This window comes from Mycolicibacterium mageritense, assembly GCF_010727475.1.
In the GTDB taxonomy this organism is placed as follows: domain Bacteria; phylum Actinomycetota; class Actinomycetes; order Mycobacteriales; family Mycobacteriaceae; genus Mycobacterium; species Mycobacterium mageritense.
This window is the reverse complement of the sequence record NZ_AP022567.1, coordinates 6,216,093-6,233,463: the sequence shown is the minus strand read 5'-3', so window position 1 is coordinate 6,233,463 and position 17,371 is coordinate 6,216,093. Positions and strand designations below refer to the sequence as shown.

Genomic DNA, 17,371 nt, shown 5'->3' with positions numbered 1-17,371 from the left:
CGCCCACAACGCACATACCTTCGGTTATGGTCGGCCGCGTGGAACCGCTCACCTTCAAGCGCGCCCGCACCGCGGAGACCAAGCGGGCACGGGCGGCCGCACTGATGGAGGCAGCGCGGTCACTGGCACTGGAGTCGGGCGTCGCCGCCGTAACGCTCACCGCGGTCGCCGACCGTGCGGGAGTTCATCATTCGGCAGTGCGGCGATACTTTGACTCGCACAAGGACATCCTGCTGCACCTGGCCGCCGAGGGGTGGGGCCGCTGGTCGGCGGCGGTGTGTGCGAGCCTGGCCGGGCCGGGACCGATGTCGCCCCGGCGCGTAGCCGAGGCCCTGGTGGCCGGGCTCGCCGACGATCCCCTGTTCTGCGACCTGTTGGCTTATCTCCCTTTGCATCTCGAACACGAGGTGCAACCCGAGCAGGTCATCAAGGTCAAACGCCAGTCCTATCCGGCGGTGATCTCACTGGCCGAGGCAATCGAACGCGCGCTGCCCGCGCTGGGGCGCCAGGGCGCGGCCGACGTGTTGTCCTCGGCCACCGCGCTGGCCGGCACCCTCTGGCAGGTGGTACATCCGCCCGCCGACCTGGTCGACGCCTACGCCACCGAACCGGCCGTCCCGCCCGAGTTCGACTTCGAGTTCGTCCCGACGCTCACGCGGTTGCTGACCGCGATGTGCGTGGGGCTCGTCGAGTCGGCGTCCTAACCGCCGTGTGTGCGGCCGAGCACGTGCCGCAATGCGCCTTCCAACGTGGGTTGGCGAAAGCGATGCCCGGCCCGCTCAAGCCTGGCCGGCGCCACGCGTTGGCTGGCGCACGCCAGTTCCCGGGCCCCTTCGGCGCCCAGCAGCAGCCGGGGCCCGAGCATGGGCACCGGCAGCACGGTGGGCCTGCGCAACACCCGGCCGAGCACACGGGTGTACTCGATGTTGCGGACCGCTTCGGGGGCAACGGCATTGACCGCACCGGCCAGATCACCGTCCCATAGTGCCCGGTGGTAAACGTCGACGAGATCGTCGATGCCGATCCATGACAGCCACTGCGCGCCGCCGCCGATCCGGCCGCCGAGGCCGAGCGCAAACAGCGGATATTGCGCACCCAGCACGCCACCGCGGGGTGACTGCACGATGCCGGTGCGCACCTGCACGACCCGCACCCCGGCCTCCATGGCCGGGGCACTCGCGGCCTCCCAGTCGGCCACGACGTCGGCGAGGAAGCCGTCCCCCTGGTCACCGACCTCGGTCACGGCGTGATCACCGGTGTCGTTGCCGTAGAACCCGATCGCGGAGGCACAGACAAGAACCGACGGGCCGCCGTCGGTGCGGGCGGCGAGTTCGGCGAGTCGTCGCGTCGGGCCGACGCGGCTCTCGCGCACTGCCCGCTTGTGCGCGGGACTGAACCGGCCGGCGATCGAGGCACCCGCCAAGTGGACGAGCGCATCTACGCCGGCCAGCAGGTCCGGACCGGGATCATCCGGATCCCACTGCCGCTCTTCGGGTTTCGCTTCCGGCCTCCGCACGAGCCTGATCACGCGGTGTCCCCCGGTGGTGAGGAACGCCGACAATGCCGAACCGACGAGGCCGGACGAGCCCGTGATCGCGACCGTCATCGGCCGCAGGCCTCGCGCACGAGCTTCTCGGTGTGCCGCGAGGTCGTCGGCCAACTGGCGATGCCGGTAGGCGAACATCGGCCTCAACGCGCGTGCCGGCACCGGCGTGTGCACCCGATCGATCATTCGGGTCCGGCCATCCCCTGCGTCTTCGAACTCGTGCGTGTGAGTCCACGGCACGAGTGCGCGCACGGGTAGCGACGCGATCCCGTCACTGCTGACGCGATCCACGAAACGCCCTGGCGGGTCATAGGATTGCGGATCATGCTGAGCCACCCAGCGCAGCCCGCCCGGCAGCGCGAGCCGGGCCCGGCCGTCGGCCAGCGATCCCGCTTCGCTGACGATGCGTATCGGCTGCCACGGCGGTGACAACCGCTCGAACGCGCCGGGACGCGCATGCCAGGCGAACACCTCGTCACGCGGTGCCTCGATGGTCGCCGAGAACTGCCGCTCCATTGGCTGAACCCTAGTGCGACGCTTGCACTGTCGCGGGTGTTTCGGGCGCGCCGTCCGTTGCGGCGCCATCGTGCTCGCGCCAGCCCGGCGGCCGCAGCAGATATCCGATGCGGCCGCGCCACGTCGTGGCCTGCCAGACGTCGCGGACCATGGCGGCGAACTCGTGGTAGTTGACCTTGACGGGGTTGTAGGTGTCGATGTTCTTGGTCAGCCCGTAACGGACCGGCTCGTCCTCGGCCGCGAAGCTGCCGAACATGCGGTCCCACACGATGAAGATGCCCGCGTAGTTCTTGTCCAGGTACGGATTGTTGGCGCCGTGATGCACCCGGTGGTGCGAGGGCGTGTTGAACACGTACTCGATGACGCGCGGCAACCGGTCGATGCGTTCGGTGTGGATCGGGAACTGATACAGCAGCACGATCGCCTGGGCGAGGAAGATCAACCAGACCGGGATACCGATCAGCGCCAACGGCACGTACACGACCGAACTGAGAAACGACCCCGGGATGAGCCAGGACAGCCGCACGGCCGTGGATAGGTTGAAATGCCGGCTCGAGTGGTGGACGCTGTGCGCGGCCCAGAACAACCGGACCCGGTGTGACATCCGATGTTTGGCGTAATAGGCCAAGTCGGCCGACACGATCGCGATGACCCACACCCACCAGTTCGATGGTGAAAGATGCAGTGGCGCAAAGGCAGCCGCGACTGCGACGATCGGCAGCTCGATGAACCGCTCCAGCGGCCGGACGTGGTGGCCGATCACGTAGATCGACAGGCTCGTGGCACTGTCCCGCCACGAGATGCCCGCCCGGGCGCGGGAGGGGCCCGGGGCGTCCTTGTCGAAGCGATAGGACACGAACTCGATGGCCATGAGCAGGAAGAAAGCAGGCAGGGCGTACAGCCCGATTCGCAAGGCGTCGTCCATCGTGGCTACGCCTTCCCCGAAGCTGCCTTGGGCATGCCCGCGAGCTGCCAGGCCAGCGCCTGCCCGAACAGCTCTTCGGGCACCCGCCCCGGGTCGATGCGCCGTTGCCGGATCAGGCCCTGGAAGAGGGCCAGTACCACGACTGCGAACGCGTCCGGCGAGACGCTCGCGTCGACATTGTTGCGCTCCAGCGCTTCGGTCAGGATCTCGCGCAGCGACGCGAGCGTTTTCGCCGAACGATCGACCAGGATCTGCATCACCTCGGGGTTGCGCACCGCATGCAACCAGAACTCCGATTGGATCGCCTCGAACTCGATGTCCTTGTCGGCGATCTCGATGAGCATCCGGCCCAGGGCACGCAGCGGGCCGGCGGCGCCGGCCGTATGGTCGCCGGAAAGCGTCTCGACCACTTCACCGATGCGTCCGGTCGCGCGGTCGGCCATCAGTTCGGAGAACAGTTGCTCCTTGCCCGAGAAGTTCGAGTACACCGCACCGACCGAGAACCCGGCGGTCGCCGCGATCTCCTCGACCGAGGCCGCGGCGTAGCCCTTGCGCGCGAATGTGCGCGCCGCTGCGTCCAACAACAGCGCGCGAGTTCGGGCGCGGTTCTCGGCGCGCGTCAACCGCTGGGGCTTTCTATCGTCTTCAGTCACATCATCACCCACATTCAGATAGTAACCGTTATCTGAATAATGTTGGTTATGAAAAGGCTGTGAACACGGCCCAACCGGTGCCCGTAGTCGAGAATCCTGTGCATGGCACTCGTCGCTGCGGTCATCGTCGTCGCCACGCTCGTCGCGATGACCACCGGTAGAGCTCCTGCTGTCCTCGCCCTGATCTGCGCTCTGGTGGCTGCGGGTCTGCTCGGAATAGCCACGCCCAGCGAGCTTTTCGGTGGCCTGAGCAACGCGGGCGTGATCACCATCGCGGCGATGCTGGTGATCGCCAAAGGTGTCCTGCACACGGGCGTCGTGTCCCGGGTGACCTACCGGCTCCTGTCCGGAGTGCATACCTCCAGCCAGGCATTGCTGCGCCTCATCCCCCCGGTCGGCTTCGTCTCGGCCCTCATCAACACCACCCCGATCGTGGCGATGCTCATCCCCGCCGCGAAGGAGCTGCAACAACAGTCAGGCGTACCGGCTCGCGGTGTCCTTCTGCCGATCGCCCACGCGACCACGCTGGCCGGCTCCGCGACCCTGATCGGCACGAGCTCCAACCTCCTCATCGCGGCCCTCGCAGCACCGTCGAGAGTCGAGATGTCGATGTTCTCCTTCGTGCCGGTCGCGGTTCCGGTTGCCCTCGCCGGCTGGATCGCGCTGCTGGTGACGTCATCGCGCATGTTGCGCGGTGGCCCCGAGATCACCGAGCGTGACCTCACCTGGCAGACCGAGATTCCCGTCTCCGCGAAGGCCAATGCCGTCGGTCGCACCGCAGCCGAACTCGGCATCCGCGCCACCGCCGAGTTTCAGCTTCAGGAGATCTTGCGCTGGGGCAAGCCGATCGCCGCCGATTCCGTGCTGGCGGAGGACGACGTGCTGGTCTACCGCGCGACCGAGGCGGGCGTGCGCATGCTCTGGGGCAGCCCACGATTCGGGTTGTCGCCGCAGCGGCTCTACCTCGTCGCGGTCGCAGGCAACGAAGATGCGACAGTGCGTGACCTGGAGGAGAACGAGGACATCACCGTGATCGCCGCGCAGACCAGCAAGCGCCTGCGCGACGCCCATGCCGATCCGGGCGCCCTGTGCCTGGTGACGGCGGGCTCCGTCGAAGTACTGGCCGACAATCCGCTGGTCGCGTTGTGGCAGCAGGCCACCGACAAGGCACCGCAGACCGGTAAGACCTGGATCGCCCTCGCAATTCTGGCCGGAGTCGTCACAGCCGGATCGTTCGGGCTGGCCCCGGTCGAACTCATCGCCGTGGCCGGCGCGGTGCTCATGGTGCTCACGCGCGTGCTGACGCCCCGATCGGCGGTCCGGGCGCTCAACTGGAACATCCTCGCGATCATCGCGGGGTCGATCGGCCTCGGCACCATCGTCGTCAACAGCGGTCTGGGCAGCCACATCTCGGCTGCCATCCTGAGCCTGTCCGGCGACAACACCGCCCTGGTGGTCCTCGTCATCGCGGTGGGGACCACGGTGTTGACCAACATCGTCACCAACGCGGCTGCCGCGGCGATCCTGACCCCGGTCGTCCTGACCATCGCAGGCACCACCGGGTTGGATCCGGTGCTGCTGCTGATCCTCGTGGGCACGTGCATCTCGTTCACGTTCCTGAACCCGTTCAGCCACCAATCGAACCTGATGGTGATGCGGCCCGGCGGCTATTCGACGCGACGTTCGTCCGGTTCGGCATCCCGCTCACCGCCGTTTCGGTGCTGACCGCGTTCGCAGTGGGGTGGGCGTTGCTGTCTGTGTGAGCCGACCTAATTGGTGCGCTTGCGCTTTCGCACGGAGCCGTTCTCGATCCGGTAGCAGGCATCGCGGTCCTCTGCGCCGCCGTCCGGGTCGACGACCCGGAAGGTCGCGGCATCGGCCGCCTTCTGGACGGCACCGGTGACAAACGAGAAGACGACGGCACCGTCGGTGCCCCAGTGGTCGTCGAGTTTGACGAACGAGGCGCCCTCCACCCCGGCGACCACAAGTGATCCGTTCGAGCGGTAGAGGCCGTTGCGGTCGCACGCCCAGCAGTTGGTGGGCGTCTCCCCCAGAAACCGAAAACTCGCGGCGTCGAGCTTGCGCTTCGGTGCGCCACGCAGGTAGACGGTGGTGGCATCGGCTGCCCACACGCCGCGATCACCGAACACCTGGAACGTGTCAGGGTCGGCGCCGCCCACCGCCACCAGCACCTCGTCCGGAGGTCCGAACGGCTGGGTGGTCCGGGTAAAGTCCCTGCGGAACAACCGCTTCCGATCCTTGCCGAACTCCACGACCGCCGGAATCGCCGTGAAGGTGCCCGGATCGGCTCCGGCGACCGCGTACCCGTTGAAGTACACGCGGTCAGCGTCGACACCGAATCGCCCGCCGAGCACGCGGAACGACTCGGGCTCCGCGGCGCGGACGCGGCGCCACCGGCAGAACACGCCGCTCGCATCGCGACCGTGCACCTCGTCCAACACCGTGAACGTCGCCGGGTCGGCGCCCCGAACCAGGTTCCAGGTCAGCCGAGCTTCCCCACCGAACCCCGTGCGCTCGGCGAAGAACACCGCGTCCGCGGTGCGATGCCAGTCGTGGGCCAGTGGCCGTGCGCCCGTGGGCGCCCTGTCATAGTCCGCGTGCCACCACCCGGCCGTACCGGAATGGTGCTTGCGCAGCCAGTCCACCAACAGCATGTCGTGCTCATTGTCCGAACGGTGTGTGACAGTAGCGGTTTCCTTGTCCTGATTGGCATAGGTCAGGCCAGCGGAGTGGTGGAACAGATGATCGCGGTCGGTCACGTATTGGCCGTTCGCGATGAGCGACGCCGCGTCGACCTCGTCGAACCAGAAGAAGTGCTGCCCGCCTTTGACATACAGGCGGGCTCGATCCCTGGCGAAATAGGGTGTGTCGGCCAGCATCTCGAAACTCGCCGGATCGGCGCCGGGAATCGGCCTTGCCTCGAGGTAGACGTGCTCGGAATCCAGACCGTAGTCGTCGTCGACCACCCGGAAACCGTCCGCGTCGGCGGTCACCAACGTGGCTCCGCGCCGCTTGCCGTCGAACCACCAGACCCCCTGCGAGTCGCGCAGGTATCCGAACCACAGCCATCCGCGGCGAAACAGGTGAACCACGGAAAACCCGTCGGCCGCGATACCGCCGCCGACGGGCGCGGCCGCGCCGTCCTCGACGAACACGACCCGTCCGTCGACGGCGACGACGGGCAGGGTCATCGCCGCACGGTCACGCGTCGTCGAGCAGGTCCGGCGTCACGGCCGACTCGGTGTCGGGGATACCGTCCTGCTTCGCCTTGCGGTCGGCCATGGACAACAGCCGCCTGATCCGGCCCGCCACAGCATCTTTCGTCATGGGCGGATCGGCCAGCCGGCCCAACTCCTCCAACGAAGCCTGCCGGTGTTCGACCCGCAGCTTGCCTGCGGCCGCCAGATGGTCGGGCACACCGTCACCGAGAATGTCCAGTGCCCGCTCCACACGGGCCGCCGCCGCCACCGCGGCTCGCGCCGACCGGCGCAGGTTCGCGTCGTCGAAGTTCGCCAACCGGTTGGCCGTCGCGCGCACCTCACGGCGCATCCGGCGCTCCTCCCAGGTCAACCTGGTGTCCTGGGCGCCCATCCTGGTCAGCAACGCACCGATGGCCTCACCGTCGCGCACCACAACGCGGTCACTGCCCCGCACCTCGCGGGCCTTCGCGCTGACACCCAACCGCCGCGCGGCGCCCACCAACGCCAATGCCGCCTCAGGCCCGGGGCAGCTCACTTCGAGTGCCGACGAGCGCCCGGGCTCGGTCAGCGATCCGTGGGCCAGGAACGCGCCACGCCAGGCCGCCTCGGCGTCGCCCACACTGCCGCCCACGACCTGCGCGGGCAGGCCGCGCACCGGGCGGCCACGCAGGTCCAGCAAACCGGTTTGGCGTGCGAGCGCTTCCCCGTCGGCGGCCACCCGCACCACATAGCGCGTGTTCTTGCGGATGCCGCTGGCCGACAGCACGTGGACGACCGCGTTGTAGCCATAGAGGTCGTAGATGTCCTTGCGCAGGCGACGCGCGATGATCCCGAGATCCACCTCGGCCTCGACCACGACGCGCCCCGCGACGATGTGCAACCCGCCGGCAAACCGCAGCAGCGAGGCCACCTCGGCGCGGCGAGCGCTCACCGAGTTCACCACGAGCCGGCTCAGCTCGTCTTTCACCTCGGCTGTCATCGCCACGGATCGTCCCCTCTCGATCTGTTCGGTGTCGGCTCCTGATACCCGACGTCAACCGACGTGGCCGCGGGCGTAGGAACGGTGGGCTCCTGCGCCGCGCGGCCGGGTACCGCGGCCCGCAACCGGACGCCTTCCAAGGCCGCGGCCAACCTCGCCGGGTCATGTAAAGGTGTACCAGGTCGGGACACGTCAGCAAACTCGACCTGAGCCTGCAGGATGTTCGCGGTACGAATGAGCTGCTCACGTTCCCGGTCGCTGGGCACGCAGCTGGCGTCCACGATGATGTCATGCACCGTGAAGTCGGGCGCATGCTGGGCCAACACGTGGATGTGCCGCTCGGACGAGAAGCCCGCGGTCTCCCCGGGTTCGGCCGCGAGGTTGAGCACCAGCGCACGTCGCGCGGGCGTGTGCTTGAGGGCCGCCGCGAGTTCGGGCACCAGGACGTGCGGGATCACACTGGTGAACCACGACCCGGGACCGAGCACCACCAGGTCCGCGGCCATGATCGCCTCGACCGCCTGCCGCGTGGCAGGCGGATTGGCGGGAAGCAACCGCACGCGCCGCACCTTGCCGGGAGTGGTCGCGATGGCCACCTGGCCGCGGATCACGCGGCTCATCCTCGGGTCGGACTCCAGGCCTGCGACGTCGGCCTCGATCTGCAGCGCGATGGGGCACATCGGCAGCACCCGGCCCTTGACACCCAGGATCCGGCCGAGTTCGTCGAGCGCGGCCACCGGATCGGCCAGCACCTCGTTGAGCCCTGCCAGCATCAAGTTGCCGATGGGATGGCCGGCCAACGCGCCGCTGCCGCTGAACCGATGCTGAATGATGGTCGCCCACAGCCGGCCATGCGGACTGTCAGATGCCAACGCCGCCAGCGCCATTCGCAGATCGCCCGGGGGCACCACGTCGAGCTCGCCACGCAGCCGCCCCGACGAACCGCCGTCGTCGGCGACGGTGACCACCGCGGTCACGTGCGGCGTGAGCCGGCGCGCCGCCGACAGCGTGGCATAGAGCCCGTGCCCCCCGCCGAGGGCGACGATGCGCTTGGGTGAATTGTCGTCCTCGCGTGCCGGCGTCATTCGCGACCCAGATCCCGGTGCAGCACCCGCACCGTCAGTCCGTCACCGTGCTGCAACCGCTCGGCGAGTGCCTCGGCGATCGCGACACTGCGATGCTTACCACCGGTGCAGCCGATGGCGACAGTCATATAGCGCTTCCCCTCCCGGCGGTATCCGTCGATGACGACGTCCAACAGCCGATGGTAGGTGTCGACGAAATCGACGGCACCTGGTTGCCCCAGCACGTAGTCACGCACGCCAGGGTGCTGGCCGGTGTGCGGGCGCAGTTCGTCGACCCAGTGCGGGTTGGGCAGGAATCGCACATCCATCACCGTGTCGGCATCCATCGGCAGCCCGTACTTGTAGCCGAACGACTCCACTGTGACGTTGGTGTGCGCCACGGTCTCGTTGCCGAAGGCCCGTTCGATGCTCCCGCGCAGGGCCGGCACCGGCAGCGTGGAGGTGTCGATGACCAGATCGGCCACGGCCCGGATCGGCGCCAGCATCGCGCGTTCGGCGGCAATCCCCTCGGCCAGGGTCTGATTGCCCTGCAGCGGGTGGCTGCGGCGGTTCTGCTCATACCTGCGCACCAGGATGTCGTCGGACGCCTCGAGGAACAGCACGCGCGGCGTGATACCCCGCGCGGCGAGCTCGTTGCGAACCCAGTCCAGGTCGCCCGTGAAGCCACGCGACCGCACATCCATCACCACGGCGAGCTGGGTGATCTGCGAACCGGCGGCCAAGCCCAGCTCGACCATCCGGGCGATCAGCTCCGGCGGCAGGTTGTCGGCGACATACCAGCCCAGATCCTCAAGCACCTTGGCCGCGGTCCCCCGGCCCGCGCCCGACAAACCGGTCACCAGGACGACGTCGATGCCCGACGGCGCATCCGGGTCCGGGTTGTCGTCATGCAATTGTCCGGTCATGTCACAACCGCCTGACGTCCACTAACGCTCACTCCCGACCCTGTCATCACGACCCCGTGCGTTGATCATCGTTGATTACCGATTCCGACGCTTCCGAATCCGGCGCCTGACCGCCCGGTTCGGCCGGCGGCTCGGTGCCGGGCTCGGTCTGCGGCTCGCCGGTCAGCGCCTGCAACACGGCCTTGGCAGTCGCCACCCCGATTCCGGGCAACGCGGTGATCTCCTCGACCGTCGCCTCCTTGAGCCGTGCCACCGATCCGAAGTGGGTGACCAACGCCTTGCGCCGGTGCTCCCCCAAGCCGCGCACCGAGTCCAGCGCCGAAGCGGTCATGCGTTTCGAGCGCTTGCTGCGGTGATACGAGATGGCGAACCGGTGCGCCTCGTCACGCACGCGCTGCAACAGGTACAACCCTTCACTGTTGCGCGGGAAGATCACCGGATCGGGCTCACCGGGCACCCACACCTCCTCGAGGCGTTTGGCCAACCCGATCACCGCGACATCGTCGACCCCGAGTTCCTCGAGCACCGTCGCAGCGGCGTTGACCTGGGGTGCGCCACCGTCCACCACGAACAGGTTCGGTGGATAGGCGAACCGTCGCGGACGCTGCTCGGCCGCCGGGTCCGGCTGCGCATCGGCGACGTGTCGCAGAAATCTCCGCCGGGTCACCTCTGCGATCGAGGCCACATCGTCGGACCGGCCTTCGCCGGCCGCCTCCCGGATGGCGTAGTGCCGGTAGTCGGACTTACGCGGCAGCCCGTCCTCGAACACCACCAGGGAGGCCACCACGTCGGTGCCCTGCACGTGGCTGATGTCGACGCATTCGATGCGCAGCGGGGCATCGGCCAGGCCCAGACCGTCCTGAATGCTCTGCAGGGCTTCCGATCTCGCGTTAAAGTCGCCGGCGCGCTTGAGTTTGTGCTGCGCGAGTGCCTCCTGCGCGTTGCGCCCGACGGTCTCGGCCAGCGCGCGCTTGTCGCCGCGCACCGGAACCCGCAGGCTCACCCGCGAACCCCGCAGCCCGCTCAGCCAGGTCGCCAGCTGGTCGGCGTTGGGCGGCAACACCGGGACAAGCACCTCGCGCGGCACGGGATTGGTCGCCTCGTCGGCAGCCCCGTCGAGCTCGGCCTGGTCGCCGTAGAACTGGGTGAGGAACTGCTCGACCAGCTGTTCCTGGCCGGATTGTTCTGGGTCACCCGACTTTTCGACGATCCAGCCACGCTGGCCGCGGACTCGCCCGCCACGCACGTGGAACACCTGCACCGCTGCCTCGAGCTCGTCGTCGGCGAAGGCCACCACGTCGGCGTCGGTGCCGTCACCGAACACGACGGCCTGCTTCTCGAGCGCTCGTTTGAGCGCGGAGATGTTGTCCCGCAGCCGCGCCGCCCGTTCGAAATCGAGTTCCTCGGCGGCCGCGGCCATCTGCTGCTCCATGTCGCGGACCAGCCGGTCGGTCTTGCCTGCGAGGAAGTCACAGAAGTCCAGCACGATCTCGCGATGCTCGGCCGCGGTGACCCGACCGACGCACGGCGCCGAGCACTTGTCGATGTAGCCCAACAGGCACGGCCGGTCGATCTGCCTGTGCCGCTTGAATACTCCCGCCGAACACGTCCGCGCCGGAAACACCCGGGTGAGCAGGTCGAGCGTCTCGCGGATGGCCCACGCGTGCGAGTACGGCCCGAAGTACCGCACCCCCTTGCGGCGTGGCCCGCGATAGACCATGAGCCGCGGGTACTCCTCGTTGAGGGTGACCGCCAGCACCGGGTAGGACTTGTCGTCGCGATACCGGATGTTGAACCGAGGATCGAACTCCTTGATCCAGTTGTACTCCAGCTGCAGCGCCTCGACTTCGGTGCCGACCACCGTCCACTCGACGCTGCCCGCAGTCGTCACCATCTGCCTGGTGCGCGGCGCCAGGCCGGCGATGTCGGCGAAGTACGAAGTCAGCCTGCTGCGCAGACTCTTGGCTTTACCGACGTAGATGACCCTGCCGTGAGGGTCGCGGAAGCGGTAGACGCCGGGCTCCACCGGAATCGATCCGGGCGCCGGGCGATACGTCGCTGGATCGGGCACGGTTTCCAGGTTACTGCCGCGATCCGACCGATCTCGGCTACCGTCGGAGGGGTGCGGGTGAGGACGTCCATGCGATCGGTCATCGCCCTGCTCAGTGGCGTCGCGCTGATCCTTGCCGGATGCGGCGACGACGGACAGCGGCGCGCCACCACGGCGCCGGGCGCGTGCGAGATCGCGTCCAACGGCACCCCGTCACCCAAGACGTCCGCACCGCCCGCCGCGGCGGCACCGACGACGACCCGCGATCTGTCGATCCACCCCGAGGTCGCGACGGGCTACCGCAGCGACATGACCGCGGTGCACACCGGAAAGTACGCGGTGGCCACCGCCAACCCACTGGCCACCGAAGCGGCGTGCCGGGTGCTGCGGGACGGCGGCACGGCCGCCGACGCCCTGGTGACCGCGCAGGCCGTGCTGGGACTGGTCGAGCCGCAAGCCTCGGGCATCGGCGGGGGCGGCTTCCTGCTGTATTACGACGCGGCCGCCGGCGCCGTGCGCGCCTACGACGGTCGCGAGACCGCCCCGGCCGCGGCCACCGAGAACTACCTGCGCTGGATCTCCGACACCGACCACAACAAGCCCAAGCCCGATGCCAGGGCTTCGGGCCGCTCGATCGGGGTGCCCGGCATCGTCCGACTGCTCGACGACGTGCACCGGCAGTTCGGCAAGAAAACCTGGAACGAGCTGTTCGGTCCGGCTGTCTCGATGGCCGACCGGGGCTTCGACATCAGCCCGCGGCTGGCTTCGGCCATCGCCGACGCCGCGCCGCAGCTCAAGGTCGACCCGGCCGCGGCGGCCTACTTCCTGAACCCGGACGGCAGCCCCAAAGCGGTGGGCACCCGCGTGACCAACCCGGCTTATTCGAAGACGTTGAGCGCCATCGCATCCGACGGGGCCCAGGCGTTCTACAGCGGTGACATCGCCAAGGCGATCGTGGCTGCGGCGGCCGACACCACCGGTGACCGTACGCCGAGCCTGATGACCGAACAGGATCTCGCCGGATACACCGTCAAGCAACGCGAACCACTGTGCACCACGTACCGCGGCCGGGAAGTCTGTGGCATGCCGCCACCATCCTCCGGCGGCATCGCGGTCGCCGCGACGCTGGGCGTGCTCGAGCATTTCGTCATGAGCGACCATCGACCGGACGACCTCGACCGCAACGGCGGGCGGCCCGACGTCATGGGCGTCCATCTCGTCGCCGAGGCCGAACGGCTCGCCTACGCCGACCGCGACCGGTATGTCGCCGACACCGACTTCGTCCCGCTGCCCGGCGGCTCGCCCGATACCCTGCTCGGCAGCGCCTACCTGACCGGTCGCGCCGCGTTGATCTCCGAACAGCACACCATGGGCACCGCGCAGCCCGGCGCGTTCGGGCCACCGGTCACCGCGCCTGATCTACCGGAGCACGGCACCAGCCACATCAGCATCGTCGACAGCTACGGCAACGCGGCCGCCCTGACCACCACGGTCGAGTCAGCCTTCGGCTCGTTCCACATGGTCGACGGCTTTGTGCTGAACAACCAGCTCACCGACTTCGCCGCGGAGCCGGTCAGCCCGCAGGGCACGCCCGTGGCCAACCGGGTCGAACCGGGCAAGCGGCCGCGCAGCACCATGGCACCCACCCTCCTCTTCGACGCGCCGGCAGGCGCGCCCCCCGGCGCAAGGGGCCCGCTATTCGCGGTGCTCGGCTCCCCCGGCGGATCTGTCATCATTCAGTTCGTGGTCAAAACGATTGTCGGCATAGTGGATTGGGGGCTGGATCCGCAGCAGGCCGTCTCCATGGTCGATTTCGGCGCGGCCAACACGCCCGACACCAACGTCGGCGGCGAGCATCCCGTCATCGACACGTCCGACGACGGCGCGCACGATCCGCTCGTCCAGGGCCTCCGGAAGCTCGGTCACCGCGTCAACCTCTCCGACCAGTCCAGCGGCCTTTCAGCGATTGTGCGCACCCCACCCGAGGGCTGGTCCGGGGGCGCCGACCCGCGCCGCGAGGGATTGGTGATGGGCGACCCCGCTTGACCGACACCGCACAGGTGAGACGGCTCACCGAGGCCGACTGGCGACTGTTCTGCGCGATTCGACTGCGTGCCCTTGCCGATTCGCTGGGCCCCCGCGATCCGCAATACCGTCAGGAATCGGCGTTCACGGCCGCGCAGTGGCGGCGCCGACTGCGCGAGCACGCCCAGTTCGCGGCATTCCTGCGGGAGCGGCCGGTCGGGCTGATCGCCGCCCAACCGGAAAGCCGCGACACGGTCTACCTCTACTCACTGTGGCTCGACCCCGCCGCGCGCGGATTCGGGCTGGCCCGACTGCTGATCGACGCCGCCGTCGAGTGGGCCCGGCGGCGCAGTGCCCACACCGTGCGGCTCCGGGTCGCCACCGGCAACACCGTGGCCCGCGGCGTCTACGAGAGTATGGGGTTCACGGTGTCGGGCGTCGAAACACCCGGATCCCAACCGGAATTGGCGATGGTGCTGACTGTCAGCTGAGGCCCCGACGGTAGCGGTCGAGCAGCTGACGCGCACGGTCCATCGCGTCGACGGCCCGCTCCTTGTCGATCGCCTGAATCGCCATCACCGGGATGTACTCGTCGTCGGGCAGGTCGACGCGGGCCCAGCGGGCACCGCGCGGGAACGAGAGCCCCACGACGTCGCTCCACGGAATCAGCCGGTATCCGAACAGATTTCGCACCGACACGCCTGCGGCGCCGATCCGCAATCGCGGCCTGGCGAACATCAGCACCGCACCCGCGATGATCACCCCCAGCAGCGCGATGGCCACCTGATCGGCCGTCTGGAACACCACGCCCGTGGACTTGATCTTCAACAACGCGCCGACCGTGACGTGCAGCGCCACGATGATCGCCGCCGCGCCATACGCGAAGATCGGGGTGCGGTAAGGCCGGATCTCGATGTCCCAAGCTCTTTCGGCCATACGCGCGGTCACACCCGGCTGCGCAGGTCGCGCAACGTCAGGGCCGTGGACAACGCCGCCGCGGCGGCCTGCGCACCCTTGTCCTCGCTCGAGGTGGGCAGCCCGGCCCGGGCCAGCGCTTGCTGCTCGGTGTTGGTGGTCAGCACACCGTTGGCCACCGGAGTGGACGCGTCCAGTGACACCCGTGTGAGCCCTTGCGTGACGGCGTCACACACATAGTCGAAATGCGGTGTCTCGCCGCGGATCACCACGCCGAGCGCCACCACGGCATCATGGGTCTCTGCCAAAGCCTGCGCCACGACCGGGATTTCGATCGCACCGAGCACGCGCACCACCGTGGGCTCGGCGATGCCCGCGTCAGCGGCCACCTTGCGTGCCCCCGCCAGCAGCGCGTCACACACCGTGCTGTGCCAGGTGCTGCAGACGATGCCGAGTGTGAGATCCGATGCGTCGAGTTGGGGCAGATCAGGAACGCCTGCGCCTCCACTCATTGGTGCGCCTCTCCCGCATCGGTCGCACTCGCGGGCCTGCGATCGCCGAGCAGATACGCGGCCTCGTCGTAATCGTCCATGTTCACCGCTTCGTCGTAGTCGTCGAGCCCGGCCAGATCGTGGCCCATGCGGTCGCGCTTGGTCATCAGGTAGCGGATGTTCTCGGCGTTGGCGCGCACGGGCAACGGAACCCGCTCGATGATGTGCAGGCCGTAACCGTCCAGACCCACGCGCTTGGCGGGATTGTTGGTGAGCAGGCGCATGGACCGGATGCCGAGATCCACCAGGATCTGGGCGCCGATGCCGTAATCCCGCGCATCGGCGGGCAGGCCGAGTTTGAGATTGGCGTCGACGGTGTCCTCGCCGGCATCCTGCAACTGATAGGCCTGCAGTTTGTGCATCAGGCCGATACCGCGGCCCTCGTGCCCGCGCATGTAGAGCACCACGCCACGGCCTTCCTTGGCCACCATGGCCATTGCGGCATCGAGTTGCGGACCGCAGTCGCACCGCCGGGATCCGAACACGTCGCCCGTGAGGCACTCGGAGTGCACGCGCACCAGGACATCGTCGCCGTCGCTGTGCGGTCCGGCGATCTCGCCGCGCACCAGTGCGACGTGCTCGACGTCCTCGTAGATGCTCTTGTAGCCGACCGCGCGGAATTCGCCGTGCCGCGTCGGGATCCGCGCCTCGGCGATGCGTTCGATGTGCTTCTCGTGCTTGCGGCGCCACTCGATCAGGTCAGCGATCGAGATGAGCGCGAGGTCATGGTCGTCGGCGAAGACCCGCAGCTCATCGGTCTGCGCCATGGCGCCTTCGTCCTTCTGGCTGACGATCTCGCAGATCGCGCCCGCGGGCTGCAACCCGGCGAGCCGAGCCAGGTCCACCGCGGCCTCGGTGTGCCCGGGCCTGCGCAGCACCCCACCGTCCTTGGCGCGCAGGGGAACAACGTGACCGGGCTTGGTGAAGTCGTCGGCGATCGAACCGGGATCGGCGAGGGCGCGCATGGTGGTCGCGCGATCGGATGCCGAGATGCCCGTTCCCACATCCTTTTTCGCGTCGACGGTGACGGTGTATGCGGTACCGTGCTTGTCCTGGTTGACCGCGTACATCGGCAACAGGCCCAGCCGGTCGCAGATCTCGCCGTCGAGCGGCACGCACAGATACCCCGACGTGTAACGCACCATGAACGCGACCAGCTCGGGTGTGGCCTTTTCGGCCGCGAAGATGAGATCGCCCTCGTTTTCGCGGTCCTCGTCGTCAATGACGACAACAGCCTTGCCCGCCGCGATGTCGGCTATCGCCCTCTCGACGGAATCGAGCCTGGTCATAGTTGCCACCTTGCCTGTCCCCAGGTTCCACCTGTGGAACCACGTAGTCGACTCCAGTATGAACCACCGAAACCCGGTGGTTATTGCCTGCCTTTACTGACCGGGACTGCCCATCAGGCGCTCGACATATTTCGCGATGATGTCCACCTCGAGATTGACCGTCGTTCCCACCGCGGCCCGGCCCAGTGTGGTGAGCTCACGCGTGGTGGGGATCAGCGACACCTCGAACCAGTCGTCACCGACCGCCGACACGGTCAGCGACACGCCGTCGACCGTGATCGAGCCCTTCTCCACGACGTACCGGGCCAACGCTGAGGGCAGGCCGATGCGCACCACTTCCCAGTGCTCGGACGGCGTGCGCGAAATCACGTGACCGGTTCCGTCGACATGGCCCTGGACGATGTGGCCGCCCAGCCGGCTGTTGACCGCCGCGGCGCGTTCCAGATTGACCTGGCTGCCGACACCGACGCCGCCCAGGCTGGAGCGGTTGAGCGTCTCACCCATCACATCGGCCGTGAACGCACCGTCGGGCAGCACGTCGACGACCGTGAGACACACGCCGTTCACCGCGATCGAATCGCCGTGCCCGGCATCGGCAGTGACGACGGGCCCGCGGATGGTCAATCTTGCGGCGTCGGTCAGCTCTTCTTTGTCGACCAGTACACCCAGCTCTTCAACGATTCCGGTGAACACGGCAACCAGACTATTCAG

Annotated in this window: 16 protein-coding genes; 4 read left to right on the top strand and 12 right to left on the bottom strand. The window is 68.2% G+C overall.

Features of this window, described 5'->3' with window-relative positions:
• Window positions 1–38: 38 nt before the first annotated feature.
• Window positions 39–704 carry a TetR family transcriptional regulator gene (locus tag G6N67_RS30070; RefSeq protein ID WP_179976762.1) on the top strand — a complete coding sequence of 222 codons (666 nt, stop codon included), beginning with the start codon at window positions 39–41 and terminating at the stop codon, window positions 702–704.
• Here G6N67_RS30070 and G6N67_RS30065 read toward each other — a convergent pair.
• From G6N67_RS30065 to G6N67_RS30055, 3 genes are read right to left on the bottom strand one after another with little or no spacing between them, the layout of a single operon-like run.
• Entirely contained in the window at window positions 701–2,062 is a 1,362-nt protein-coding gene (locus G6N67_RS30065) for a TIGR01777 family oxidoreductase (RefSeq protein ID WP_036441525.1), read from the bottom strand. The genes G6N67_RS30070 and G6N67_RS30065 overlap by 4 nt on opposite strands.
• 10 nt (window positions 2,063–2,072) lie before the next feature.
• Window positions 2,073–2,987 (bottom strand): sterol desaturase family protein, encoded by a 915-nt coding sequence (locus G6N67_RS30060; protein ID WP_036441522.1) that lies wholly within the window; start codon window positions 2,985–2,987, stop codon window positions 2,073–2,075.
• Window positions 2,988–2,992: 5 nt separating this feature from the next.
• Entirely contained in the window at window positions 2,993–3,640 is a 648-nt protein-coding gene (locus tag G6N67_RS30055) for a TetR/AcrR family transcriptional regulator (RefSeq protein ID WP_036442242.1), read from the bottom strand.
• A 102-nt stretch (window positions 3,641–3,742) separates the two neighbouring features.
• Between G6N67_RS30055 and G6N67_RS30050 the strand changes: the two genes are divergently transcribed.
• Window positions 3,743–5,365 (top strand): SLC13 family permease, encoded by a 1,623-nt coding sequence (locus G6N67_RS30050; protein WP_235684070.1) that lies wholly within the window; start codon window positions 3,743–3,745, stop codon window positions 5,363–5,365.
• A gap of 44 nt (window positions 5,366–5,409) precedes the next feature.
• Here the strand turns inward: G6N67_RS30050 and G6N67_RS30045 are convergent, their stop codons facing one another.
• From G6N67_RS30045 to uvrC, 5 genes are read right to left on the bottom strand one after another with little or no spacing between them, the layout of a single operon-like run.
• On the bottom strand, window positions 5,410–6,852 hold the full coding sequence (locus G6N67_RS30045; protein WP_051579255.1) for a DKNYY domain-containing protein: 1,443 nt from the start codon (window positions 6,850–6,852) through the stop codon (window positions 5,410–5,412).
• Between the two features lie 10 nt (window positions 6,853–6,862).
• The gene (gene whiA, locus G6N67_RS30040; protein ID WP_081812854.1) at window positions 6,863–7,840 is read right to left on the bottom strand and encodes a DNA-binding protein WhiA; all 978 of its coding nucleotides are present in this window, start codon (window positions 7,838–7,840) and stop codon (window positions 6,863–6,865) included.
• Entirely contained in the window at window positions 7,837–8,925 is a 1,089-nt protein-coding gene (locus tag G6N67_RS30035) for a gluconeogenesis factor YvcK family protein (protein WP_036441516.1), read from the bottom strand. Before G6N67_RS30035 ends, whiA begins: the two co-directional genes overlap by 4 nt.
• Window positions 8,922–9,830, bottom strand: a complete 909-nt coding sequence (gene rapZ / locus G6N67_RS30030; RefSeq protein ID WP_036441513.1) for an RNase adapter RapZ — start codon at window positions 9,828–9,830, stop codon at window positions 8,922–8,924. Before rapZ ends, G6N67_RS30035 begins: the two co-directional genes overlap by 4 nt.
• A gap of 46 nt (window positions 9,831–9,876) precedes the next feature.
• Entirely contained in the window at window positions 9,877–11,901 is a 2,025-nt protein-coding gene (uvrC, locus tag G6N67_RS30025) for an excinuclease ABC subunit UvrC (protein WP_036441510.1), read from the bottom strand.
• Window positions 11,902–11,970: 69 nt separating this feature from the next.
• Here uvrC and ggt point away from each other — a divergent pair, with 69 nt between their 5' ends.
• Together ggt and G6N67_RS30015 are read left to right on the top strand one after the other, a co-directional pair.
• Window positions 11,971–13,926, top strand: coding sequence for a gamma-glutamyltransferase (ggt, locus tag G6N67_RS30020; RefSeq protein WP_051579254.1), 1,956 nt, complete (start codon window positions 11,971–11,973; stop codon window positions 13,924–13,926).
• A complete protein-coding gene (locus G6N67_RS30015) occupies window positions 13,923–14,396 on the top strand; it encodes a GNAT family N-acetyltransferase (RefSeq protein ID WP_036441507.1) in 474 nt (157 codons plus the stop codon). Before ggt ends, G6N67_RS30015 begins: the two co-directional genes overlap by 4 nt.
• On the opposite strand, the gene G6N67_RS30010 is transcribed toward G6N67_RS30015, so the two are convergent.
• From G6N67_RS30010 to G6N67_RS29995, 4 genes are all read right to left on the bottom strand, one after another.
• Window positions 14,389–14,841, bottom strand: coding sequence for a PH domain-containing protein (locus G6N67_RS30010; RefSeq protein WP_036441505.1), 453 nt, complete (start codon window positions 14,839–14,841; stop codon window positions 14,389–14,391). The genes G6N67_RS30015 and G6N67_RS30010 overlap by 8 nt on opposite strands.
• 8 nt (window positions 14,842–14,849) lie before the next feature.
• A complete protein-coding gene (ribH, locus tag G6N67_RS30005) occupies window positions 14,850–15,332 on the bottom strand; it encodes a 6,7-dimethyl-8-ribityllumazine synthase (RefSeq protein ID WP_036441501.1) in 483 nt (160 codons plus the stop codon).
• A complete protein-coding gene (locus G6N67_RS30000) occupies window positions 15,329–16,660 on the bottom strand; it encodes a bifunctional 3,4-dihydroxy-2-butanone-4-phosphate synthase/GTP cyclohydrolase II (RefSeq protein ID WP_036441498.1) in 1,332 nt (443 codons plus the stop codon). Before G6N67_RS30000 ends, ribH begins: the two co-directional genes overlap by 4 nt.
• Before the next feature lie 93 nt (window positions 16,661–16,753).
• A complete protein-coding gene (locus G6N67_RS29995) occupies window positions 16,754–17,353 on the bottom strand; it encodes a riboflavin synthase (protein ID WP_036441496.1) in 600 nt (199 codons plus the stop codon).
• Window positions 17,354–17,371: the final 18 nt, after the last annotated feature.